A 23,398-nucleotide genomic window follows, 5' to 3' on the forward strand; every position below is an offset into this window, starting at 1 on the left:
GGACAGCACTTGCATAGGTTACCCCTCGGTGATCACACGCAAAGGAAGTTGAAGGCTTGGTAAGCGACGAGGACAAGTCTAGCTCACTGTAGCCTCAGCTTACACCAGTTGAAGCCGCCGAGACATCGGCTTCGGTTGGAATTCGCTGTGGGTTGACTTCGACCACGGGGAAATCAATGACGAAGGCTGCCCCGCGCGGCTGGTTGGGTTCGTAACGAATGCTTGCCCGGTGGTCGGCCAGGATGTGCGCCACAATGGCCAGGCCCAGTCCAGTTCCGCGCTCCCGAGTCGAAAAATACGGCTCAAACAAGCGGTTTCGCGCTTCCGGCGAGATGCCAACGCCAGTGTCCGAAACGCGCAGCCGGACGGTTTCCGTGGCAGCCAAGTAATGGGTCGTTATCTGGATTTCTCCGCGGGCGGGTTTCTCCCCGCTCGCCTCGATAGCTTGCAGGGCGTTGTCAATCAGGTTGACCAGGCAACGCTTGATTTGCTCGGCGTCAAGCAGCAATGGCGGCAGGTTGCCGGCGAGATGGGTGATCAGTTGCACCGAACCAAGTCGTTCGGCGTACAGGATGGCAGTGCGCTCAACAATGTCATCCAGCGATTCTGGAACGAGTTTGGCATCGGGCAGCTTGGCAAACCGCGAGAATTCGTCCACCAACCGCTGAAGCGTTGTAACCTCACCGATGATGCTTGCCGCGCACTCCTCGACCGTGGCCTGCAGACGCGGCAGGTGGCTCGCTTGTCGCGCGACCTGCCGCGCAATGCGTTCCGTGGAAAGCTGAATGGGTGTCAAGGGGTTCTTGATTTCGTGGGCCATGCGGCGGGCAACTTCGCTCCACACGGCATTCCGCTGCGCCTGCATGATGGGCGAGATGTCGTCCAGCATCACGACCACGCCGGTTACTTGACCGTCCGTATCGGAAAGGGTCGCTGCCGTCAGCGCGACTTGCAGGGACGGACGCTCCGGCAGGCGGATTTCCGTCTCCAGACTGGTTTGCCGAACCCGCCGCGCGCGCCGTAGTAGGCGCTCGAAATCACTTCGGTTGGGCGGCGGAACGTGTTTCAAAAACTCGTCCCCGGTGACAATGGTCGTGCCCAGCATGTTGCAGGCCGCCGGGTTGACGGTTGTCACGCGCCCTTGCGCGTCGAGTGAGACGATGCCGGTGCAGAGGCTGCCCAGAATGGTTTCGATATAGCGCCTTCGCTCGTCCAGTTGCGCCCGGTTGACGCGCAACTGCTGCGCCATGGCGTTGAAGGAATCCACCAGGACGGCCAGCTCGTCATGCGCTTCAACCCGCACAACGTAGTCGAGATTGCCGCGCGCAACGGCTTCCGTCGCTTCCGCGAGCGCGCGCAGCGGCACCACCACAACCCGCGCCGTCGTGACGGCAAACCACATGGCACCGAACATGAGAAAGAGCGTCACGAAACCCAGAATGAGCAAGTAGTTGAGCTTGAGCATCCGGGATTCGGCCACAAGCGTGGCGCGCTGATTGGCGACGCGCGTCAGCTCGGCAATTTTCTGATCGAGAACGGGCGGCATGGTCCGCATCACGACCAGCACCTCAGATGTCTTTTCGAGTGGCACGGCAGCCGCGATGAACGTCATGGACTCACTTCCCAGATGGCTCGTGGGGAAGGGATCGCTCGCCACGCGCCGCCGCAGATCGGCGATGAGGGATGGCGTCAGCGCCGACCAATCGCCAAACACCGCCCGCCGCTCTCCGTTCGAGTCTAACCACTGTCCTGCCTCGATCCCCAGCGCTTGGGATTCATCCACAAAAAGTCGTTCGACTGGAAGCGAGGGAAGGGCCTTGGTTGGCGGCTGAAGATGCGCCATCAGACGGCGCGCGACGGCCCGCCCATCGTCGTGCAGCGAGCGCATTTCACGGGCCAAGACAAGCTGCTGAAGCGCGACCGCGCTCTCACGATAATGCTCGGCCGGAAGGTTGAACCACTTGTCCAAGCTGCGATTCAACAGCCCATAGGCAAAGAAAAACAGCATCAACAGCGGCAGTGCCGAGACGATCATTGACGCTGTCACCAGGCGCGTCTGAAACGACGTCCCTAGGGTTCGTTGTCGCCGCTCCTGCTGGAGCTTCACGATATTGCGAATGAGCAGCGCCAGCAGGATGACGAGCGCCAGGAAGTTCAATGCCGAGAGCGCATACAGCAGCCAAGTCGCCGAGACATTGCGTGGTGACAGCACCGGTAACACATTGAACGCCGCCTGGATGACCAACGCCCCACACAACACGATCACGATGATGAGCAGCGACAAGGTCCGCACCCGGCGCAAACGATAGGCGCGCAGCGCGCGGGCAGCTTCCTGGGGGTTGACAATGCTCACCGGACGGTCAGACGACATGGCAATATCCAACTGAACAGTATGCCTTCTTGTAGCATAGTTTATTCGACTAACCTGCATCTGCCGGCCGCCCGGCGACACCGGTGACCGACGACCACACCGCAATGCACTCCGAACGGGACTTCATCCGACAAATCCAGCAGCAAGCCAGGCGGGCGCGCCCGGATATTCAACTTGGCATCGGGGACGACGCCGCGGTTCTCATCCCGGCAGATGGCCGCCACCTCGTCGCCATGAGCGATGCGCTGGTCGAGGATGTCCATTTCCGGCGGCGGTACGTCCCAGCGGAAGCCATCGGGCACAAGGCCCTGGCCGTCAATCTCAGCGACTGCGCGGCCATGGGCGCAACGCCCCGGTTTGGCTTGGTTTCGCTGGCTCTTCCGCCGGATGCCCAGTTTATGGCCGAAGGCATCTTGGCTGGATTGCTGGCTCTGGCCGACCAAGTGAACGTCGCGCTGGTCGGCGGCGACACCAGCGCCAGCCGTCACGGCCTGTTCATAGATGTTTGTCTCATCGGCGATGTCCCTCCCGGCCGCGCGGTCAGGCGCTCCGGCGCGCGCGCCGGTGACGTAGTCTTTGTCAGTGGATCCCTCGGCGCGGCGGCGGCCGCGCTCCAGGCATTTGAACGGCAGCGTCCACTGCCTGACCCCGACGCCCGGAACCGGCTGCTTTTTCCAGAACCCCGCCTCGCGCTAGGTCAGTATCTCGCCGAACAGCGCCTGGCCACAGCCATGCTCGACCTCAGCGACGGGCTATCCCTTGACCTTGCCCGCCTATGCGAAGCCAGCCGGGTCGGGGTCAGCCTCGATGCCCTGGCGCTTCCCATCGCGACGGCGGCCTACACCGTCGCCGACCACCCGGAAGCCGCCCGGCAGTTGGCGCTCGATGGCGGCGAAGACTACGAACTCCTTTTCACCGTCCCGCCGGAGCGCGCCGACACGGTAGCCGCACTGAGTGAAGCGCCAGCGGTGGGTGGCGTCCGCCTCACCCGGATTGGAAACATCACTCAAGACCTGGAACTGAAGCTCTGCTTCGCCGGAGAGACCCAGCCCCTGCCGATCAGGGGTTACGATCATTTTGCCGGCCCGGGCGACATCACGCGGGAGACGGCGGACAACGGGGTGTAGCCCCCCTGCCAATCCCGCCAACGCAGCGCGGCGACATCCCAGAACGGACGCACGGAACGCCAGTTGAACCCGACCTTTGACCCCTCGGCGTGGTTCCAGACTACCGGCACTTCCGCCACCCGCGCACCAACCTTGCGCGCTAGGTAGAGAATTTCCACATCGAAGGCAAATCCCTTGACGCGCTGGGACTGAAACACCGGCAAGAACACATCCCGCCGGAACGCCTTGAAGCCGCACTGCGTGTCGGCATAGCTCAGTCCGGTTGTCAGGCGCATGAAGCGGTTGAATGTCCGACCGGCCAACTCACGCAACGCCGACTGATGCGTGCCGATTTGTGAATCCGGCAGATCGCGCGAGCCGATGGCGGCGTCGTACTGCTCGGACGTAATTGGCGCAAGAAGCTTCGGTGTCTCACTCAGTGGTGTCGAGAGGTCGGCATCTGAAAACAGCACGAGGTCGCCACGCGCTTTGAGGAAACCGTGCCGAACGCTGTACCCCTTACCCTGGTTGCCTGGGTTTTGGACGACCTGGAGGGAAACCCCAGTGGCGGCAAGGGTCGGGATGAGCTGCCGCACGACGGCCGCGGTCGCATCAGTTGAGCCATCATCCACGACGATGACCTCTACGCCTGCCGTGGCGCGGCGGAAGTAGTCCCCGACGCTTTCCAGCGTCGGGGCAATTCGCGCGGACTCATTGTAAGCCGGAATAATCAGACTCAGGAAAGGGGTCTCACTCACGCAATCGTCACTTCCGGCGCAAGGTAAACATCCTGAATGAGGTTGAGGAGCTTGACGCCCTCGGCCATTGGGCGTTGAAACGCCTTGCGTCCTGAAATCAAGCCCATGCCCCCGGCGCGCTTGTTGATGACGGCGGTGCGGACGGCTTCGGCAAAGTCGTTATCACCAGAGGCCCCGCCGCTGTTGATCAGCCCGGCCCGCCCCATGTAACAGTTCGCCACCTGGTAGCGCGTCCACTCGATGGGGTGATCGGTGGCCAGTTCCGAATAGACCTTCTTGTGGGTTTTGCCAAACTTGAGGGCTTCGTAGCCGCCGTTGTTTTCCGGGAGTTTTTGCTTGATGATGTCGGCCTGCAAGGTGACGCCCAGGTGATTGGCTTGTCCGGTCAAATCGGCTGCGAGGTGGTAATCTTTCTCGGCGGTTTTGAATGCCGAATTGCGGGTGTAACACCACAGGATGGTTGCCATCCCCAGCTCGTGCGCCGCCTGAAAAGCCTCTGAAACTTCCTGAATCTGACGGCTGGATTCAGGCGAACCAAAGTAAATGGTCGCACCAACGGCGACCGCCCCGAGGTTCCACGCCTGCTCGACGCGCCCAAACATCACCTGGTCGTACTTGTTTGGGTAGGACAGGAATTCGTTATGGTTGAGCTTGACGATGAAGGGAATTTTATGGGCGTACTTACGCGCCGCAAAACCAAGCGCCCCAAACGTGGTGGCGACCGCGTTGCACCCGCCTTCAACGGCAAGTTTCACGATATTTTCGCCGTCAAAATACATCGGATTAGGCGCAAATGACGCGCCGGCGCTATGCTCAATCCCCTGGTCCACCGGCAAGATGGACAGGTAGCCGGTTCCAGCCAACCGACCGTGATTGAGCAATTGCTGTAAGCTCCGTAAGACTTGGGGCGAGCGATCCGACGGCATAAAGACCCGATCAACGAAATCCGGGCCAGGCAAGTGCAGGTGCTCTGATGAAATGCCTTTGGCGCGATAGGTCAGCAAAGACTCCGCTGCATCGCCAAGCAAGCGCTCGATTTCTGCAATCATGACAGGAAGACCTCCGGGCAAGGGTGTAGGAAATTGAAACCAGGGAATGTGAATCAGGCCGGCCGGGAAACTTAGTAGTCCCTGTTTGGTATCACAAGTGCTAATATCCATTGCACAAGCCAAAGCTGTACGCCAAGGCTTTCCCACTACACTTTGCGACACCAGCTTTGGCATCATAGAGGGATGGAAGCCAACTGGTAAAGAAAAGACCTATGAATGAAGCACCGACGACCGAACACTCAAAGCCCACCATACTTGTTGTTGACGACGACCCAACGATTCGTTTGACCGTTGGGGCGTACCTGACCGGACAGAATTTCACCGTCCTGGAAGCCGCAACGGCCCGTGAGGCGCTGGAGATGGTGTCTAGGCAGCGGCCGCAGGTGATTGTCCTGGATGTCGTCATGCCTGATTTGGACGGGCTGCAAGTCTGTCGCCAAATACGCGAGTGCGGCGTTCAGTCGCCGATTCTCTTTCTTTCGACCGACAATCAGTTGGAGACCCGGCTCAAAGGCTTTGCCTCTGGCGGCGACGATTACCTCACCAAGCCATTCAATATGCTTGAGCTTGGGGCGCGCATCCAGGCGATCCTCCGTCGGCATGCCTATGTGCCGGAATTCGAGGATATTCTGGTGCGCGGCGACCTCTCCATTGATGTCATTCGTCGCCGGGTCATCCGGCATGGCAATCCCGTTGAACTGACGCCGACGGAGTTTCGCATTCTGCTCACCATGGCCCGCCGCCCTGGACAAGTCTTCTCCCGCGACCGGCTGCTTGACGAGCTTCAGGACGAAGAAGGTTATCTGCGCAACGTTGACCCACACATTGCGCGGCTGCGCGCCAAGATCGAGCCGACTCCGAGCCGTCCGATGTACGTGCAGACGGTGTGGGGACAGGGCTACAAGTTCGAGTATCCGAACATGTGAGCCATACCGGCAACCTGGTGTGCGATGCGCTTGCTGCATACGTCGGACTGGCACCTGGGCGCAACATTGGGCGACGTTGCGCGTGACGCTGAACACCAGCGATTTCTTGACTGGCTCGTAACGACCATCGAGCAAGAGCAGGTGGATGCGCTGCTCATCGCGGGTGACATCTTCGACACCGCCAATCCCCCGGCAACGGCGCAGCGGATGTACTATGAGTTTCTGGCCAGGTGCCGGGAACGCGCGCCCAACCTTGATATGGTCGTCATCGGTGGAAACCACGACTCAGCCGGACGGCTCGACGCCCCGGCTGAACTGCTCAACGTTTTCCGCGTCCGTGTCGTAGGCGGACTTCCCTACGCCCCCGGCGACAAGCTCGACATTGACCGGCTGCTCGTTCCACTCCGGGCGGCCAACGGCACAACGGCCGCTTGGTGTATTGCCATGCCCTTTATTCGCCCGTTTGACGTCGGCGCGGCAGAAAACTTCTTGGCCGGTGTCGCGGCACTCTATGCCGAATGCCTCGCTGCGGCGCGTGCTCGACGCCAACCGGGGCAGGCCCTCATCGCCATGGGGCACGCCTTCTTGGTTGGCGGTCAGCTCTCCGACACCGAGCGACCAATCCAACGCGGCAACCTCGATGCCCTACCGGTTGACCTCTTCCCGGATGACATTGCTTACGTTGCGCTCGGACATTTACACCGGGCACAGTCGGTTGCCGGAAAGGCACATGTTCGGTACAGCGGCTCGCCGCTTCCATTATCATTTGCCGAATGCACCTACCAGCACCGGGTCATCCTGGTTGATGTGGATGGCGAGCGCGCGGCCCAGATTCGTCCGTTGAGCATCCCGCGCGCGCGCGACCTCAAGCGGATTCCACTCACTTCGGCGGCGTCACTTGAAGAAGTCAAACTGGAGCTTCGTCAACTACCCCGCACGCCAACCGAGCCTGGGGCATTGCCACCGTTGGTTGAAATTCACATCCAGCTTGACAAGCCCGAACCAACCTTGCGCGCCGACATTGAAACGGCATCTAAAGGGGCCTGGGCTGAAATTGTCAGCATTCAGGTACATCACCCATCAACCGGCGGCGAGGGATCATCCCCTTGCCCAGATCAACCCCGGCAGTCTCTTGACCCAACCGACGTTTTTCTGCGCCGGTACGGGACAAAGTATCCGCACCGTCCCGATCCTCCGCAGCCGCTCAAGGATGCTTTCCAGGAATTGCTGGAAAAAGTACAGTCAAACTTGGCGGAAGAGGTAAAGCCACAGCCATGAAGGTGCTCGCCGTTCGCGGAAAAAACCTGGCGTCCTTGACCGAATTCGACGTGTCGCTCGTCAAGGGACCGCTCGAACAGGCCGGGTTATTTGTGATTACGGGCCCGACCGGCGCGGGAAAAAGCACGCTGTTGGATGCCATGTGCCTGGCGCTTTACGGACGCCTCCCACGGATCAAAGGGGAGCGCGGTGGGCATCAACTTCCAGCCAACGCCAGCGGCTCGGACAAGTTACGGATTACCGATCCACGCCATATTGTGTCACGCAATGCCGCCGAAGCCTGTGCCGAAGTGGAGTTTTGGGGGTGTGACCGCCAACGCTGGCGGGCGCGCTGGAGTGTGCGCCGGGCGCGTGGACAACTTGCCGGAAAGCTTCAGGAAGTCAACGTCGAGCTTTTTGATGAACACGATCATGCGCACACTGCGCATCGCCGGGAGGAAACGCAGGCGCTCATTGCTCAAAAAGTCGGGTTGACATACGAGCAGTTCTGTCGGTCGGTGTTGCTGGCACAGGGCGAGTTCGCTGCGTTTCTCAAGGCCGGCGCCGATGAGCGAGCGCAAATTCTGGAGGCACTGACTGATGGAAGCCAACTCTATACGAAGCTTTCCATTGCTGCTCACCAACGGGCTGCTGACGAAAAAAGCAAGCTTCAGGAATTGGAACGTCAAGCCGGCAACTTGCAGCCCCTTTCCGAAGAGGAGCGACAGGAAGTCGAGAAGCAAAAGGCGTGTCTGACGGCCGAATGCGAGCGGCTGGCCGAAGAGCAAAAGCCGTGCGAGGAAGCCCGTCAGTGGTATGTCAAGGGTGACGCTCTCAGCCAAGATGTTCAGGTAGCAGAAGTAGCACACCGCTCGGCCCAGCAAGCGCGTCAGGAGGCCGCACCGCAGGCCCACCACCTCGAACGGCTCGAACAAGCCGAGCGACTGCGCGGCCCTTACGAACGCTATCAATCTGCCTCTGCTGAACAGAACGCGGCAGACAAGCAACGAAGCGCCGCCGAGCAAGCATTCGAGGACGCGGAGCAGGCGCTCAAGCTTGCCAAAGCTGAAGTCGAACGCGCCGAGCAGCGGCTCGAAGGTGCACGCACTCACAGGGAGCACAAACAACCGGAGATTGACGAGGCTCGCCGGCTTGACACTGAACTTGACCACGCCCGCGCAGCCCTTGCGCAAGCCGAAGCCGACCAACACAAGTGGACGCAGGAACTCGAGCAACATACGCAGGCACTGGAAGAGGCTCTGCTTGCTCAGGCCGCGGCGGATGAGGCTATTGCCCAGGCCGACCGCTGGCTGCGCGACAACTACCGGCTCAAACCGCTGGCCGAGCAGTGGCCGCGTTGGGAACGTGGCATCCAGAACTACAACTCGCTCCACCAGAAGATCGCCGATTTGTGCGCCGATCTGGACACAGCAACACGGAAACTTCAGCAAGTCGAAGAACGTCTTGCATCGGCGCAGCAAGCGGTTCGAGATGGCGAAGCGAAGCTCGAAAATGCCCAGGAAGAGCTTGCTGTGGCGCAGCGTGCTGTTGAAGCGCTCCAAGCAGATCACAGTCTCGAAGCACGCCAGACAGCACGGGAACGGATTGACACTGGCCGCCAACGGCTGCTGGAACTCAAGAATTTGCTGGAAGGCCTGGTGGAGGCTGAAACTGCCCGCGCTGCCGCCGCCCAGGTCGTCGCGGAGGCCACCAGCGCCATCACGAGTCTCAGAGAAAAACTTGATGCCCTTGAGCAAAAGCACGCCGAACTTGAAGCGGCTTGTCTCGCCCGTGAGCAGGACTTGAAGCTGGCCGAGGCCGCCGAGGCTTTGGCGGCTCGCCGCCCTGATTTGCTCATACCGGGAAAGCCCTGTCCGCTGTGCGGTGCTACCGAACACCCGGCCGCCGGCCAACCCGCGCCACCAAGCGAGATCGTCAAGCGTCTCAGGGCTGAAATGGAGGCGGCCCGGCGGGAACGCGCAAGCTGCGCTCAGGAGATCCAAAAGTTGGGTAACCAGCTTGCAGCCGAACGCGCCCGCACCGAGGAAGCCGGTCGCCACCAGTCAGACGCGGCCAAGCGTTATGCCGCGCATTTGACGCAGTGGAATACCATTTCAATAGATGAGCCAGCGCTCGTGCCACATGACCCGGAAACCGGGTCTAAACTTGACGCGGCTCTTAACCAACTTGAAAAAGAAAAAGCCAATCTTGACGCGGCAGAAAAGGCTTATGAAGCAGCCTGCAAACGGCGCGATCAGGCGCAAACCCAGGTCAACCAACTTCGGGAGCGACAACAACAGGCACAAGTAGAGCTAAACCAACTTGAGCAAACGCGCCAGTCCATTGCGTCAGAACTCAAGAACTGCCGGCAACGGCTTGAAGAACAGCAATCCCGGCAACGCCATGACTTGGACGAACTTGACTCGGCCTTTTCCTGGCAGAACGACTGGCAAACTGCCCTTCAAACCAATCCCGTTACCTTTTTGGAAGCGGCCCAGGCATACGTCAAAAGCTGGGAAGTCACGCAGCAGCACCGCCAGCAGCAAAGTGATCAGCGGCAGGAACTCGCGCGTGAAGTTGCCATCCTCCGAACCAAATGTGAGCAGTCCAAGAGCAATCTCAGCACGGCCCGGCACAAAGTCAACGACTGCGCGATACACCTTGCCCAGCTTGAACATTCCCGCGCTCACTGCCTTGGTGGCGAACCGACCGATGAGGTCATCTGGGCACTTGACAATGAGGTTAAGGAAGCCGAAAAGGAAGCAACGGCCGCGCGTCAGAAGCTCTTGGAAACAAGTCGCCAGCAGGCAGCGGCTCAGACAGATTGCCAAGTCGCCCAGGAACGAGAAGTCAAAGCCAAGCAGGAAGCAGCCACTGCCCGGGCGGCGCTCGACCAGGCCCTCGAAGCCGTTCAACTCACGGAAGCAGAACTCGAATCATTACTATCCACGCCGACCGACGTGCGCCGGCAACTGCAAGATCACATCAAAGCACTGGATGATGCAGTGACGGCGACGGCCGGGGCTCTCGATAGCAAACGCCAAGCGTATGAAAGCCACCTTGCGTCGCCCCGACCGGATGCTACGCGAGAAGCCATCGAGGCCAGACTTGCCGAACTCGATGGCTGCATTGCCGAAAAGTACAAGAAAATTGGCGCGCTTGACGAAAAGCTGAGACAAGACCGGGAGCTACGGGAGCGCCATGCCCAGCTTGTCCAGGAACTTGAAGCGCAAAAAGCGGTTTACGCCCGGTGGGCAGAACTTGATGACGTGATTGGTTCGTCAGACGGTAAAACGCTTCGGCTTTTCGCGCAAAGCCTGTACTTTGACGCGCTCCTCGCGCAAGCCAATTATTACTTGAAAAACCTGCGCCAGCGTTACCGCTTGGAACAGGTGAAAGATGCGGCGCTCGAGGTACAGGTGATTGACCACGATCTGGCGGATGTGGTTCGTCCGATCAGTACCTTGTCCGGTGGTGAAACATTTCTCATCTCCCTGGCGCTAGCGCTTGGATTGGCCGCGATGTCGTCGGACAAAGTCACCATCGGTTCCCTTTTCATTGACGAAGGCTTTGGCACGCTTGACCCCAAATCACTGGAAAAGGCACTGGGCATGCTCAACCAACTACAAGCTGAAGGACGCCAGATTGGTATCATTTCACATATTCCTGGACTCGCCGACCAGATTGGCTACTGCGTTGCCGTCGAACCCAACGGAACAGGCACGAGCCGCGTCTCGGTCATCGGACCACCCCAACCTGCTGTTGTTTCTACCACGTGACCGCCGAGGAATACCCCTATGCTAACCCCAGAACAGCAAGCTCAATATCAGGCCCTACTTTTGAAGCAATACAAGGGCCTCCTTACAAACGAGGAGCAGGCTGAAATGGCGGCGCTCCAGCTTCTCCGGGATGCTCCGGAAACAGGCGCTTCATCGGATGAGGTAGCCAATCTGGCACCGAATCTGGCGCGGCTGGCCGGCGAGCTTGACCGATTTGAGGCTGACCTCGGCGAAATGTCCGGCAAAATCGGCGGACGCCGGGCCGTGGCCGAAGCCATGACCGAGCTTGGCGAACCGGATGCAAAAAAGCCAACTTCCGACCATGACGCACATTGAACGGGGACGGCAAACGCTGCGTGTCGAAGCCGAGGCGGTGGCCCGCCTGGCCGAGCGGCTCGATGACAACTTTGAACGCGCGGTTGAAGTCATTGCGGCCGGACGCGGCCACGTTGCCACACTCGGCATGGGCAAAAGTGGCTTCGTTGCGCGCAAGACATCCGCCACGTTGGCCAGTCTGGGAACGCCTTCGTTCTTTTTGCACCCGGCGGAAGCCGCGCATGGCGACATTGGACGAGTCACGTCAGACGACGTGCTCCTTGTGTTTTCACATAGCGGCGAAACCGAGGAAATCGTGCGCCTTCTGCCTAGTTTTCAGCGCATGCGGCTGCCACTCATCGCCATTCTGGGCCGCCCGGATTCGACGCTCGGCCGCGCGGCGCAAATCATCCTCGACACGGCCGTGGATACCGAAGCCTGCCCGCTCAATCTAGCTCCAACGGCTTCGACGACGGCAGCCCTGGCGCTGGGCGACGCCTTGGCGGTGGCCGTTGGCGCGGCGCGTGGCTTTGCGGCTGAAGACTTTGCCGCCCGGCATCCTGGGGGCAAGCTTGGACGCGAACTCCTGCGCGTCGCCGATGTCATGCACACCGGCGCGGACGTTCCGCGTGTGCTGCCCACGACCCAGATGCCCGACATCATCCATGAGATTTCACGCAAGGGCTTTGGCGTCACGACGGTCGTGGATGCCGAACACCGTTTGCTGGGCGTCATTTCCGACGGCGATCTTCGGCGGCTCATGGAACACCAACCAGAAACGTTCTTGCGCCTCACGGCCGGGGCGGCGTTGGAAGGACGCCACTCACGCCACCCACACCCACGCACGGCGCGCGCTGCCGATCGGGCCAGCGCGGCCCTCCGCGCCATGGAAGCCTACCGCATCACATCACTTGTCGTGGTGGATGCCCGCCAGCGCGTGGAAGGGCTTGTTCACCTCCATGATTTGTGGAGCGTCTTGTCACCATCCGGCGTTGAGCCGTCGGTTTGACAGCGCATTAGATGCTTTGCCACAGTCACGGCGCAGACCTCTATCTTCTCGACGACGTACACTGTCATGCATATCGCTATCATTGGTACGGGTTACGTAGGCCTCGTCACGGGGGCCTGCTTTGCCGAATTTGGCGTCAATGTCACCTGTGTGGACAAAGACACCGCCAAAATTGCCATGCTCGAAGATGGGCGCGTGCCGATTTACGAACCCGGACTTGACGTGTTGATTGAAAAGAATCGCCGCGCCGGTCGCATTCACTTCACGACTGACTTGAAAGCCGCCGTGCAGCGGGCGCTGGTCGTCTTCATTGCCGTGGGCACGCCGCCCAACCCAGACGGCAGCCCGGACTTGTCACAGGTTGAAGCCGTAGCCGCGCAAATTGCCGAAGCTCTGGACGGCTACAAGGTGGTGGTCACCAAAAGCACGGTGCCAACCGGCACCGGCCAGGCCATTCGGCGCGTGATGGAAGAGCGCTGTCCGGCCGGGGCCAGTTTCAGCGTGGCGTCAAATCCTGAATTCCTGCGTGAAGGCGACGCCATCAACGATTTCATGCGTCCGGAGCGGATTGTCATTGGCTGTGAGGATGCCCAGGCCAATGCCATTTTGCGCGACCTCTATGGTCCATTGACCCAAACGGGTGTCCCATTGGTGGCAACGACCGTTGAGACTTCGGAACTCATCAAGTATGCGTCCAATGCCTTCCTGGCCGTAAAGATTTCCTTTATCAACGACATGGCCTTGCTGTGTGACCGACTCGGCTGTGACGTAGCGGATGTCGCCCGCGGCATGGGACTCGACAGCCGAATTGGCAGCAAGTTTTTGTCGCCTGGGCCAGGCTATGGAGGCTCGTGCTTCCCCAAGGATACCCAGGCCTTGGCGCACCTGGCGCGCAGCCACCAGCACACGCTCCGCATCGTCGAAGCCGGGATCGCCGTCAACAACGATATGCATGGGGCGATGGTCAACAAGATCAAGACCCTTCTAGGCGAGCCTTACCAGGACAAAGTCGCCGGGCTGCTTGGACTGACATTCAAGCCAGAAACCAGCGACCTGCGGGAATCGCCAGCCATGGCGATTGCGGCGGCCATTCGCAAACTCGGCGTGACGCTGCGCGTCAGCGATCCAGTTGCCATGCCAGAGGCTTCGACGCTGCTGCCGGACGTTACGTTCTGCGACGACCCGTATGAAACCGCGATAGGCTGCGACGTGCTCATTATCGCCACGGAGTGGAATCTTTACCGGCGGCTCGACCTCGAACGCCTGCACGCCGTCATGCGGACGCCGGCCATTGCCGACCTCCGCAATGTCTGCGATCCGGTCCAGGCCCGGCGAGCTGGATTCCGCTACTTGGGCGTTGGGCGCGGCTGAGGCGTTGGCGCGCTATCGGCAGCGCTGAAGAGGCCGGCTGAAGAGGCCGTCGGGCGCGCCAATGGCACCGGACGGCTCTACCAACCCTCAGCTTTGCGTGGCGGCAGCCGGCGGCACAACCAGCAGCGGGCAGGTCGTTTCCCGAATCACCCGTTCGACGTGGTGCCCAAGCGGCTGTCCGGCTTGGCGATCACCGCAGCCCATGACGATCAAATCGGCCTCGAGTTCCTGGGCAGTTTTCAACGTCGCCTCGTAGGCCCGCCCATCCACCAGCCGAGATTCAAACTTGATGCCCGCTGCCGCCGCTTCGGATGCCAACCCTTCAAAGCGCGCTTCGGCATTGCGGCGGACAAGCGCCACGGCGTCATCTTCACCAGATTTGGCGCGCATCGGGAAATAACCCAAGACGATGTGGATGGCGTGCAGCGCCGTCACCTTGGCATCGTGGGCTTTAGCCAAATCGAAAGCCAATTGCTTGGCGGCATCGGTAACCGGGTCAAAGTCGGTGGCAAGGAGAATCCGATTGAGCGCAATTGTCGTTTCAGCCCCTTTGTAATAGACAAAGTCGCGGCAGGGTGGACGGGCAACGAGCGCTGGGCAAGGGCTTTCCTCGAGGACGGCCAGCGCCGTTGAACCAATCAGCGGACGCGCTAAGAAGCCCCGCCGCTGGGTTGCCATCACCAACAGGGATACGTCCTTTTCACGCGCAACACGCAGAATTTCGGTTGCCGGGTCGCCCTCGGCCAGCATGGCGTGGGCGTCAAGTCCCTGAAGGGTTTCATGCTGAAGCATCTCTTCCAGCTCACGGCGAATCCCAACCAGCCACTCATAGCCATTTTCCGCCAAGGCGCGCTCAGAAAGCCGGAGCGCCTGGGCCGGCAAGGATGCGCTCTGGACGTTGAGCAGGGTCACTCGCCCATTGGCCTGGCGGGCAAAAGCCGCAGCATATTTCAGCAGTCCACGCGAAAGCGGTGAAAAATCAGTTGCAAAGAGAATGTGTTTGAACATGGCGTTAAGCTGGCACGAAAGAGAATTCGGGGCTTCCTCCTCGACCCTTGCCGTGCGAAGCCAGGCAAACAACGAGGGGGAAGCGCAACTCCAGCGTAGCGCACTGGTCGGCGCTGCGCCTATCGGAAAAGATCATTGATAAACGCAGCGCCCACCAAGTCCAAATAGCCTAAGCCGCTTGCGCCTGCGGACGCCATAGACTTTCCACGGCGCGGCGGGCGTCGCCGGCCAGGCGTCCGAGCAGCGAATCGCTAGACAGCGACTGACCGGCAACCATGCGCCGGACATCCTCGCTGACCTGTTCACGCAATTGCGCCGAGGATAAAATGGTTTCAACCAACTGCCAACGCGCGCCAAGCACGGGCAATGGATTCGCAGCGCGCAGAAACTGACTCACCACATACGGGATTTGGCGTTCAGTCGGCAGTTCCTGCGCCACATCCACAATTCGCCGGAAGTGACGGATGGGCGCGCCGGGCATGATGTCAAGCGATGTTTCATAGGCGGCTTTTTCGATGACCTCAAACTTCGCCTGCGCCCGCCGCACTTCCGCTTCGCGTCCACTTGCCTTGAGTTCGGCCAGCCGCTGATTGCCCCACCGGACGTGTCCGGCCTCTTCGTTCTTGACCTGATTGAGTAACTTGAAGGCCTTGCTTTCCTTGGGCAGAGTTGAAACGTGCAGGGCAAAGCTGAACAGTCCCCGTTTCTCCGTCACATTGAGCGCCGCCAGTAACTCCACTTCGTCCAAGCGGTCTGGATCGGTGCTGGCCGTAGCGAGCGCCGCAAACTCATCCACGTACTTGATCCCAAGTGGCGGGCGCGGGCTGCTGCCGAGATCGGTCATGATGTCGGCGATCATGGCGGCATGGCGGAACTCATCATCCGCGTGATGGACAAGCTCCTCGGCAAGCTGTGGGTTGGTGGATTCGGCCCGCTTGGCAAGCGCTGCGATGCCTTCAGCGCCGTGATATTCAGAGTAGTAGTAGAGATTCATCGTCGCCCAGTGCAAATCAGGGTCGGCAACAACACGCTCGAAGACCTGACGCATGGCGGCTTCCTGACGAGTAGCTGACATGCAACTTCTCCCAAACAAGTGAGGGATAGGTTTTCTGGGGGATGTCGGGCCAACTGTAAACCACCTGCCGCAACTTGAAAACCCCTGCAACGCGCCCCGGTCGCTAACCAACCGGCGAGCGGGCGCTGGATTGAATGAGTGCCGTCATGACGGTTCGACCAGAAACGACAAGCGCTTCCAGGTCGGATGGCTGATACAGCAACATTCCACGTCCAAGCGCGTCTGGCATGACATGGTGAATGGCGACATCAGGATGACGAGCCTGGAGTGCCTTGATTTTCGCGGCATTCTCTTGCCGATGAACCAGGCGATTGGCAATGTCACTGACCACAATCTGTCGTGGCGCAAAAGGCTCAGTGAACAAATACTCAATGGGAATGCGGTTCCGCCCGCCAGCATCGTGGAGCAGCATGCGCCGTCCGGCGCAGACGACCGGGCGCGGCGGATACACCAGCGGGATAGCGACCGCACCGCGCATGGCATCGGCAAGCGGAAAATCGGGCAGGTGGCTGTGCAGCAAAACATCTCCACGCGAAATACGATCAAATGCCAGGAAGCCAATGCGCTCAACACCGTGGTGGAGGCGCTTACCTGAAGCGCGCTCGAGGCGCTCAAGGTAGTCCGGGACGATCCCGGCGCGTTGCCGGAAGTAGCCTGCTAGCCATCGTGGCGCGCGCCGCGCAGCCGCCCACGCGAGCAGGTGGCGTGACGTTAGCCCCAGTCCCAGCCGCCGCAGTTCATCCAACGACAGGCCCACGCCGGCATAGTAGGCGGCAATCAATGCCCCGGCGCTGGAGCCAACGATTTCACTGACCTGGAAGCCATTCGCCACCAGCGCTTCTAAAACGCCGACGTGCGCTACCCCACGCGCACCGCCAGCGGCAAGCACCAAGCTAACCGGCACATCGCGGCAGAGCGTGGTCATGTCAAGAACTCCACGCGGTAAAGCACACCAAAAAGGCTGCGCCGATAGCGCAGCCTTACCAGTGAACCGACGGCAAACGGATCTGTGGCGCAAGCGCCAGCGCGCGCTCACTGCCTGGCTCACTAAGCCGCCAGGGCAACCACTTTTTCCGCGGCATCCTGCATACCAGTTGCCGTCGTGAAGTTGAGTCCAGAGTCTTCGAGTAAGGCGCGGCCGGCTTCAACATTCGTGCCTTCAAGCCGAACGACAATCGGAAGCGCAACGTTGAGGTTGCGCGCGGCTGCAATCACGCCGGCCGCAACCATGTCACACCGAACAATGCCGCCAAAAATGTTGATCAGTACCGCCTTGACGTTTGGATCGGCCAGCAGGATGCGAAAGGCTTGCTCAACCCGTTCCTGTGACGCACCGCCGCCCACATCCAGGAAGTTTGCCGGGTTTCCACCGGCCAGCTTGATGATGTCCATCGTTGCCATCGCCAGCCCAGCCCCGTTGACCATGCAGCCAATCGTGCCGTCAAGCTTGACGTAGTTGAGATCGTACTTCGCCGCTTCCGTTTCAAGGGCTTCCTCTTCACGGGTGTCACGCAGTTCGACATAGTCGGGATGCCGATACAGGGCATTGTCATCCAGCATCACCTTGGCGTCGAGGGCGTAAAAGTCGCCTTCCTTAGTCAGGAGAAACGGATTGATCTCAATCAGTGAAGCGTCACTTTCAATGAAAGCCCGATACAGTGCCAGGAGTATCTTCACGACCTTACTGGCCTGGTTGCCGGTGAAGCCAAGTCCAAAGGCAACCTTGCGCGCCTGATAGGGCTGTAGCCCAAGCGCCGGGTCAATGACCTCACGGAGTATTTTTTCCGGCGTTTCCGCTGCGACCTCCTCGATTTCCATGCCACCCGCCTGACTTGCCATGATGATTGGTGACGACGTGGCACGGTCAATCAGTAGGCTGATGTACAGCTCACGGTCAATATGGAGGCCTTCCTCTACGATCAGCCGGTGAACCGTCCGTCCTTCCGGGCCGGTCTGGGGTGTTACCAACTTGTGCCCCAGCATGCGCAGGGCAATGGATTCAACTTCTTCAAGCGAATGCGCCAACTTGACGCCGCCGCCCTTGCCACGCCCGCCGGCGTGGATTTGCGCCTTGAGCACTACGGGAAAAGTGCCCAGAGCTTCGGCCGCCATGCAGGCATCCAGGGGATTGAGCGCCACGTGATGCCGTGGCACCGGAACGCCAAACTTCGCCAGGAGGCGTTTGGCCTGGTATTCATGAATTTTCATCGAGCACCCCTCACAGATGATTCTCGTTAGCGGCGACTGCGCAAACGCTCGATAGCCTGTTTCAAACTGATGCGCATCCGCTCAAGTGATTCGCCCAGCTCGCCGATTTCATCGCCAGTTGCCACGCTGATTGGCTCATCCAGCTCGCCAAGGCTGATGCGATTGGCCGCATCGGTAAGCTTCAGAATTGGTTGGGTCAGGCGCTGTGAGAGAACAAATGCCACACCAACCCCAAGCACCAGTGAAACGCCAGTGACAACGGCGATGATGAGCAGCGTCGCGTTGAAGACTTGGCTGAAATAGCTCTCACGAACACCAACCCCAACATATCCAATGATGGTGACATCGTCTGGTCCCTTGACCGGGGCGAAAGCTGTCTTGTAACTCGCGCCAAGCAATGGGTTATTGACGGCAGTGGGCTTGTCAGCCGCAAGCTCGCTTTGAACGGTCAGGCCTAGCGCACGTGGGTCGCTGGCTGAAATAACCTTTTTGTCTTTGGCGAGAACCAGGGACACAGCGACTTCCTGAAGATCACGGTAAAGCGTCTGCTTGACTTCCCGGGTCAGGGCGGCCAGCGGCCGATTCTCGTCCTGGGGCGCGTTGTTGATGAGTTGTCCCGTCACGACATAACCCAGCGCCCGATTGCCGGATACCACGGGAGCAATGGCTTCGATCATCAGTCCAACCTGTGAGACCGCGTTACGGTTGAACTGTTCAGCCAGGCCAAAGTTTTTGAGCAGGTCAGGCGTCTCGTTGACCGAGCCGGCGACCAAAGCCCGGAGCAGGGCGTCCGGCTGGTTGCTTTCAGCCGCATTTTTGGCCTTGATAAACAGCGGGTTGTCACTGAAGGAGTCTTCGCCACTTCCGGCGCTCCGCACCAGCACCTGGCCCTTCGTGTTGAGGATGGCGATGAAGTCCACCCCAGAGGATTCAACGCGCTGCTTGATGAGTTGAATAAGCTTTTGCTGCCCGCTTGCCTGACTTTGCTGCGCGACCTGAGCAGGATTCCCGGAAGCGCTTGAAGCGCCGGTCGGAGACGCAGCCGAATCAATCAAGTTTTCTGCCGCCACGGCCTGTGCGGTCGCCTGGGCGACTTCGCGCAACGTCTGTTGCCTAGAGCGGAGAATCCGGTCAGCTAGGCGAGCATCTTTTTCAACGTCACGGCGGGCGTTGGCATCAATCGTGCCGCTCACCACCACGACAAATGCCAATGCCGACAAAGCCAGCGGCGCGAAGATAAGCAACGCCGCAAAGATGACAAGCTTGTTCCGAATATTGAACTTCATGGGCAAAAATAGACGACGACTAATCCGTCACAAGGTAAACTCTTCGTCCCCATCCCAGCCGAGACTCAGCACAGGGCGAAAGACCGATGATGGGCTTACTTGGGCAACGGCGTTTAGGCATACAAGTGCTGCATGATTTCGAGCATAGCTTCTTGAAACTTGACGCGCCGCTCGTTGTCAGGAATTTCTTCGGCGAGGCGTTCCGCCAAGGCCGGCATCATGTCCTTGGGCAACTGCCGCAGCTTGAAGCCAATTGCTTCAGCGCAGTCTTCGAGCACAATTGGCGCCATTGGTCCAATTGCCCGCATCAGTTCCCTCTCCGTCTGGTGGATGACGTCTTCTGATACGGCGTCCACCTGCACATCTTCTTCTTGGCGCTCGCCAACGTATTCGACCAACCCCAGGTCGTACAAGCGGACAATGACTTTTGACGCCATCAGCTCATTGAGTTGCGTCAGGTCGCCAATCTCGCCGATTGTCTGCGTGCCGTCCAGATTTTGAATGATTGACCAGTCTTCAGCGCGCAGCGAAAACTCCTTCATCGAGCGCGAGGAAAGGCGAAATACGGCCCGCGCTGAAGGCACAACCCGCCGCACACTTTCCCACTCCGTGGCATAAGTCACACATTCGAGAAGGATTTCCTCGGTTTGTAGATAGGTGGTTCGCTCATCGGTCGGAGTGTCAGTGGCCGTAAAGCTGAACTTTCCGCTGCCCCATGAGAACAAACCATAGACGGCATCCTCCCCAACTGCGTCCTCATAAACGGCATGAACGATTTGCCCGTTGTCGAAGTGAACTTCGCCTTGCCGTCCATCATCGTGACTGAGTTCAAGTGTGCCGGTGCGATTACTCGCGTGGAGCAAGCGTAGGACGTCCATGAGTTTGAGCTGAGCGAGATTACCACTGAATGCATTCGACATGGCGTGCGTTCCTGGGATCAGAAAAAATGTCCATTGAGGTCTGTCCATCAGGTGCGCCAGCCCCCCGCTAGGGCACCGCACAACCGACGCTTTACCGACCCACCTATCGAGTCAGTCCACCAGGACACCAGAGGCTCACTGGGCGCGGTTCATCGCTTCAAGCAGTTCCCAACTCGTGGCATCGAGTCGGTCGCGTGTCAAGAGGTTACGACGCAATACACTGACGCTGACCCGCAGCCCGGCCACGGCGCGGTCTTTTTTCAGCTTATCGGCCGCCACCTTGACGCTCATGCGCATGGTTGGCAGGTTTCCAGTGGGTGCACTAACGAGTATGAGGAAGACTTCCTGGATACCATAGGTGGTCTCTATCATCAAGTCAAGGTTTGTGAAGGTCGTGACCCGCCCTTCCCCAAAGACCATCGAGATTTCTTCGACCTTGTTGTACTCAAGTTCAGCGACAGCCGACAGTTGCGCCAACAATACCCCCATCTGCACTGTCGCCTGTGAGTTGAGGGCAAACTGCCCGGCACTCAGCAGGACTTCTCCACGATTGTTGACAAGCAAGGCGCTCTTGATGCCTGCGGGTGTGCGCATCAAATCCTGAAGAAACACTTCGTGAGCCTTTGACATAAGAACTCCTTGGAAGCCGAGGCTTCACCGGACGAGGCTAACGCCACCTATCCAGCCGAGGGCGCTAGAATTTCGTTCGTGGCGATTTCCAACCCATAGCGTTCAAACTCGGACCGGCGGCGCTGATGCAGCGCGCGCAGGGCGGTCTCGATGTGGCTACGCACGTGAGTCTCTGGCGCGCGGCGATCAAGGTCAGCGACCGTCAGGCGCAGGGCTTGGGCCAGCCCAACCACGAAATCGGCCGGACGCGCTTTCCCCCGAAAGGTCGCCACACCGCCAGCATACTCAAACTCAGCGGCGAATGGGTCTAGAAACGGATAATGGGTAGCAATGTTGATGAGCGCCTCCCGAAATGATGGCAAGAAGTCAGCCCGCCGGAGGGCGTCAGTCACGCCAGCCTCGACCGCACTAACCACTTCCCCCATCAAGCCCACAAGTTCGGCATATTGTTCACGAGTCAGCGGTCGCGTACTCTCGTCTTCGAGTTCAAGCGGCGAGTCGCCATCGTCCGCATCGCCAACGAGCGCCATATCCACAACTGGCGACGTAGGTGGAGGAAGCTGCACTTCTGGCACGCGAACCGTAGGCGGAGGCATTTCCTCCGTTGGCTTGAGGGCCCCCACCTGCTCCACCGGAGCCGCGCCAACGGATACTGATTCAAGCCGTGGTTGGGCCGTAGCAGGTGGCTTGATCGTGGTGACTAGGGTATCTGGGGCAGCGGTGCCACGATAGACATTGAACGTCGCCCCTTTCGAGACACGCTCATAGATCAGCTTCAGCCCGTCTGACCCAAGCGCCACCTGGTATTGCCCCTCTCCCCCGAACTCAACCGAGCAAACCCCTTCCGCCCGGCCATCCACAATGTAGATGATGCCGCCACTCGGTTCCTGTTCAAACAGCACTTCGACATACCAGACTGAATCTGATTTGACGAGTTTCTCGACCAGTTTTTCAAGATTGGTGAAGTCTGAGGATAGGTCACGGTAAACCGGCTCACCGTTGATAATCCCAGCAATGGCGTGGATGACTTCCTCCGGGTGATGAAAAAAACCAACCTTGCCATTCCGCGCCTGGGCGCGTGAGAGCAACCCATCCAGCGCTTCCCGCTCACGCTGAATCACGGAGTCAGTCGCCTCGTAGGCATTGACAATCTGCCCACGTGACAAAAACACATAGCTGCTGTAGCCCCAGAACTCAACCGACACATACCCCGTAAACTCATTGACTTGTAGGTCAGCCAACAGGGCAGCAACGTTGACGTAGGATGTGCTCAGATTCTCGTGAACCGGTTTTCCACGCGGAACAATCATGACCAAGCGTAAACCCAAACCAGAGTCGTGACCCGAGGCAAGGTGGCATTACATCGTCAGCGGGCCAGCATAGGGACCCGGCGGCGTCAACGTGCCAGTTCCACCCAGTAACCCGGTCGAAACACCTTCGGTCGCACCGTTGATGCGCGCCTGCATCTTGCGGAAAATGCGATCAATGTGCGGACTCATCGTCTCGAATCGAACCGCCGCGCCAAACTCGATCAGGGCCAGGTAGTTTTCAAGATCAAAAATCATGACCTTTTTCGGGCCAACGCTAATCGTCATCCGTGACAGTGGCCCAACGCGCCCCGGAACCGTGACAAGGCGGCCGAGGTGAACCATCAAGGCCACCATCATGCCCAACTTTTCGGCGGACTTGACCTTGCTGGCGGCTTGAACGGTGCCATCCCGAGAGACCGCCAACGCCAAGTCAATTCCCTTGACCTTCGTCAAGTCGTTGACCAATGACTGATAGATGTTGACGACGCGGGCCGCGCCGCTGGTCGTTGTTGGGGTCCGGGTCGGCGTCGCGGCTGGCGTCGGGGTGGACGACTCACCCTCTTCGCCGCGCCCAGCGCGGGCTTCATCCAGCAGGCGTAACCCCTCCATGATGAGGTTTGCCCAAGGCTCAAAAATCGTCCGCGTTGGGGCTGGAATACCGGTATCAATTCGAAAAGCACCCTGATCGTATTCCAGTGCCTTGTAAACTGCCTCAACGCCAACCAAGCTACCCAAACGCGCATCTACGACTTCACCGTCGGCGAAGTAAAACACCCCATCGCCAATTGGGTAATGCACGGTCAGTCGAGCCGTATTTCGGCCGACACAGTTAATCTGGATGATGTCCACCAGTGCGAGGTCGGTAAGATCGCCAACAAGCGGCATAATGTTTCCCAGAAGCAGGAAAAAGCTATTTCTGAAAGCGTTAGGAACGTCCCAAGAAGGTGAGCGAAAGCTAACAAAGTTTCTTTCGCAGTGTCAATTCAACCATTGCCCTTGAGTTGGCAGGCGACGGCGTTG

Annotated in this window: 19 protein-coding genes; 7 read left to right on the top strand and 12 right to left on the bottom strand. The window is 59.5% G+C overall.

The genetic code is table 11. The features are described 5' to 3' along the window. Positions 1-94 precede the first annotated feature (94 nt). Positions 95-2,371 carry a sensor histidine kinase gene (locus J8C06_RS07165; RefSeq protein WP_211428035.1) on the bottom strand — a complete coding sequence of 759 codons (2,277 nt, stop codon included), beginning with the start codon at positions 2,369-2,371 and terminating at the stop codon, positions 95-97. Positions 2,372-2,454: 83 nt separating this feature from the next. Here J8C06_RS07165 and thiL point away from each other — a divergent pair, with 83 nt between their 5' ends. Next, entirely contained in the window at positions 2,455-3,498 is a 1,044-nt protein-coding gene (thiL, locus tag J8C06_RS07170; protein WP_246602001.1) for a thiamine-phosphate kinase, read from the top strand. Here the strand turns inward: thiL and J8C06_RS07175 are convergent. Together J8C06_RS07175 and J8C06_RS07180 are read right to left on the bottom strand one after the other, a co-directional pair. Then, on the bottom strand, positions 3,444-4,235 hold the full coding sequence (locus tag J8C06_RS07175) for a dolichyl-phosphate beta-glucosyltransferase (protein ID WP_211428036.1): 792 nt from the start codon (positions 4,233-4,235) through the stop codon (positions 3,444-3,446). The two genes, thiL and J8C06_RS07175, sit on opposite strands and share 55 nt — an antisense overlap. Further along, positions 4,232-5,284, bottom strand: coding sequence for a class I fructose-bisphosphate aldolase (locus tag J8C06_RS07180; RefSeq protein WP_211428037.1), 1,053 nt, complete (start codon positions 5,282-5,284; stop codon positions 4,232-4,234). Before J8C06_RS07180 ends, J8C06_RS07175 begins: the two co-directional genes overlap by 4 nt. Before the next feature lie 212 nt (positions 5,285-5,496). Here J8C06_RS07180 and J8C06_RS07185 point away from each other — a divergent pair, with 212 nt between their 5' ends. The 6 genes from J8C06_RS07185 (at position 5,497) to J8C06_RS07210 (ending at position 13,941) form a co-directional block, all read left to right on the top strand. Then, positions 5,497-6,210 carry a response regulator transcription factor gene (locus J8C06_RS07185; protein WP_211428038.1) on the top strand — a complete coding sequence of 238 codons (714 nt, stop codon included), beginning with the start codon at positions 5,497-5,499 and terminating at the stop codon, positions 6,208-6,210. A 30-nt stretch (positions 6,211-6,240) separates the two neighbouring features. Next, a complete protein-coding gene (locus J8C06_RS07190; RefSeq protein WP_455423686.1) occupies positions 6,241-7,488 on the top strand; it encodes an exonuclease SbcCD subunit D C-terminal domain-containing protein in 1,248 nt (415 codons plus the stop codon). Continuing rightward, the gene (locus J8C06_RS07195) at positions 7,485-11,246 is read left to right on the top strand and encodes an AAA family ATPase (RefSeq protein ID WP_211428040.1); all 3,762 of its coding nucleotides are present in this window, start codon (positions 7,485-7,487) and stop codon (positions 11,244-11,246) included. Before J8C06_RS07190 ends, J8C06_RS07195 begins: the two co-directional genes overlap by 4 nt. 18 nt (positions 11,247-11,264) lie before the next feature. After that, positions 11,265-11,582 (top strand): hypothetical protein, encoded by a 318-nt coding sequence (locus J8C06_RS07200; RefSeq protein WP_211428041.1) that lies wholly within the window; start codon positions 11,265-11,267, stop codon positions 11,580-11,582. Beyond that, a complete protein-coding gene (locus tag J8C06_RS07205; protein WP_211428042.1) occupies positions 11,569-12,570 on the top strand; it encodes a KpsF/GutQ family sugar-phosphate isomerase in 1,002 nt (333 codons plus the stop codon). Before J8C06_RS07200 ends, J8C06_RS07205 begins: the two co-directional genes overlap by 14 nt. A 66-nt stretch (positions 12,571-12,636) precedes the next feature. Further along, a complete protein-coding gene (locus tag J8C06_RS07210; RefSeq protein ID WP_211428043.1) occupies positions 12,637-13,941 on the top strand; it encodes a UDP-glucose dehydrogenase family protein in 1,305 nt (434 codons plus the stop codon). 87 nt (positions 13,942-14,028) lie between these two features. Here J8C06_RS07210 and J8C06_RS07215 read toward each other — a convergent pair whose 3' ends face one another. From J8C06_RS07215 to J8C06_RS07255, 9 genes are all read right to left on the bottom strand, one after another. Then, positions 14,029-14,949, bottom strand: a complete 921-nt coding sequence (locus tag J8C06_RS07215; protein ID WP_211428044.1) for a universal stress protein — start codon at positions 14,947-14,949, stop codon at positions 14,029-14,031. 169 nt (positions 14,950-15,118) lie between these two features. Next, a complete protein-coding gene (locus J8C06_RS07220; protein ID WP_211428045.1) occupies positions 15,119-16,024 on the bottom strand; it encodes a ferritin-like domain-containing protein in 906 nt (301 codons plus the stop codon). A gap of 103 nt (positions 16,025-16,127) precedes the next feature. Beyond that, on the bottom strand, positions 16,128-16,949 hold the full coding sequence (locus J8C06_RS07225) for a patatin-like phospholipase family protein (RefSeq protein ID WP_211428046.1): 822 nt from the start codon (positions 16,947-16,949) through the stop codon (positions 16,128-16,130). A gap of 122 nt (positions 16,950-17,071) precedes the next feature. Beyond that, on the bottom strand, positions 17,072-18,232 hold the full coding sequence (sucC, locus tag J8C06_RS07230; RefSeq protein WP_211428047.1) for an ADP-forming succinate--CoA ligase subunit beta: 1,161 nt from the start codon (positions 18,230-18,232) through the stop codon (positions 17,072-17,074). Between the two features lie 26 nt (positions 18,233-18,258). Continuing rightward, positions 18,259-19,518 (bottom strand): HAMP domain-containing protein, encoded by a 1,260-nt coding sequence (locus tag J8C06_RS07235; RefSeq protein WP_211428048.1) that lies wholly within the window; start codon positions 19,516-19,518, stop codon positions 18,259-18,261. Between the two features lie 113 nt (positions 19,519-19,631). After that, the gene (locus J8C06_RS07240) at positions 19,632-20,438 is read right to left on the bottom strand and encodes a DUF4388 domain-containing protein (RefSeq protein ID WP_211428049.1); all 807 of its coding nucleotides are present in this window, start codon (positions 20,436-20,438) and stop codon (positions 19,632-19,634) included. Between the two features lie 135 nt (positions 20,439-20,573). Next, a complete protein-coding gene (locus J8C06_RS07245) occupies positions 20,574-21,068 on the bottom strand; it encodes a hypothetical protein (protein ID WP_211428050.1) in 495 nt (164 codons plus the stop codon). A 47-nt stretch (positions 21,069-21,115) separates the two neighbouring features. Continuing rightward, the gene (locus J8C06_RS07250; RefSeq protein ID WP_211428051.1) at positions 21,116-22,378 is read right to left on the bottom strand and encodes a hypothetical protein; all 1,263 of its coding nucleotides are present in this window, start codon (positions 22,376-22,378) and stop codon (positions 21,116-21,118) included. 48 nt (positions 22,379-22,426) lie between these two features. Beyond that, positions 22,427-23,263, bottom strand: a complete 837-nt coding sequence (locus J8C06_RS07255; protein WP_211428052.1) for a DUF4388 domain-containing protein — start codon at positions 23,261-23,263, stop codon at positions 22,427-22,429. Positions 23,264-23,398: the final 135 nt, after the last annotated feature.

The sequence above is a fragment of the Chloracidobacterium validum genome (assembly GCF_018304825.1).
GTDB classification, from domain to species: domain Bacteria; phylum Acidobacteriota; class Blastocatellia; order Chloracidobacteriales; family Chloracidobacteriaceae; genus Chloracidobacterium; species Chloracidobacterium validum.

Excerpts from the sequence above, each read along its gene's own strand:
- J8C06_RS07165 (WP_211428035.1), bottom strand. The coding sequence starts at position 2,371 with ATGTCGTCTGACCGTCCGGTGAGCATTGTCAACCCCCAGGAAGCTGCC.
- J8C06_RS07180 (WP_211428037.1), bottom strand. The coding sequence starts at position 5,284 with ATGATTGCAGAAATCGAGCGCTTGCTTGGCGATGCAGCGGAGTCTTTG.
- J8C06_RS07185 (WP_211428038.1), top strand. The coding sequence starts at position 5,497 with ATGAATGAAGCACCGACGACCGAACACTCAAAGCCCACCATACTTGTT.
- J8C06_RS07195 (WP_211428040.1), top strand. The coding sequence starts at position 7,485 with ATGAAGGTGCTCGCCGTTCGCGGAAAAAACCTGGCGTCCTTGACCGAA.
- J8C06_RS07200 (WP_211428041.1), top strand. The coding sequence starts at position 11,265 with ATGCTAACCCCAGAACAGCAAGCTCAATATCAGGCCCTACTTTTGAAG.
- J8C06_RS07205 (WP_211428042.1), top strand. The coding sequence starts at position 11,569 with ATGACGCACATTGAACGGGGACGGCAAACGCTGCGTGTCGAAGCCGAG.
- J8C06_RS07210 (WP_211428043.1), top strand. The coding sequence starts at position 12,637 with ATGCATATCGCTATCATTGGTACGGGTTACGTAGGCCTCGTCACGGGG.
- J8C06_RS07215 (WP_211428044.1), bottom strand. The coding sequence starts at position 14,949 with ATGTTCAAACACATTCTCTTTGCAACTGATTTTTCACCGCTTTCGCGT.
- J8C06_RS07220 (WP_211428045.1), bottom strand. The coding sequence starts at position 16,024 with ATGTCAGCTACTCGTCAGGAAGCCGCCATGCGTCAGGTCTTCGAGCGT.
- J8C06_RS07225 (WP_211428046.1), bottom strand. The coding sequence starts at position 16,949 with ATGACCACGCTCTGCCGCGATGTGCCGGTTAGCTTGGTGCTTGCCGCT.
- sucC (WP_211428047.1), bottom strand. The coding sequence starts at position 18,232 with ATGAAAATTCATGAATACCAGGCCAAACGCCTCCTGGCGAAGTTTGGC.
- J8C06_RS07235 (WP_211428048.1), bottom strand. The coding sequence starts at position 19,518 with ATGAAGTTCAATATTCGGAACAAGCTTGTCATCTTTGCGGCGTTGCTT.
- J8C06_RS07240 (WP_211428049.1), bottom strand. The coding sequence starts at position 20,438 with ATGTCGAATGCATTCAGTGGTAATCTCGCTCAGCTCAAACTCATGGAC.
- J8C06_RS07245 (WP_211428050.1), bottom strand. The coding sequence starts at position 21,068 with ATGTCAAAGGCTCACGAAGTGTTTCTTCAGGATTTGATGCGCACACCC.
- J8C06_RS07250 (WP_211428051.1), bottom strand. The coding sequence starts at position 22,378 with ATGATTGTTCCGCGTGGAAAACCGGTTCACGAGAATCTGAGCACATCC.
- J8C06_RS07255 (WP_211428052.1), bottom strand. The coding sequence starts at position 23,263 with ATGCCGCTTGTTGGCGATCTTACCGACCTCGCACTGGTGGACATCATC.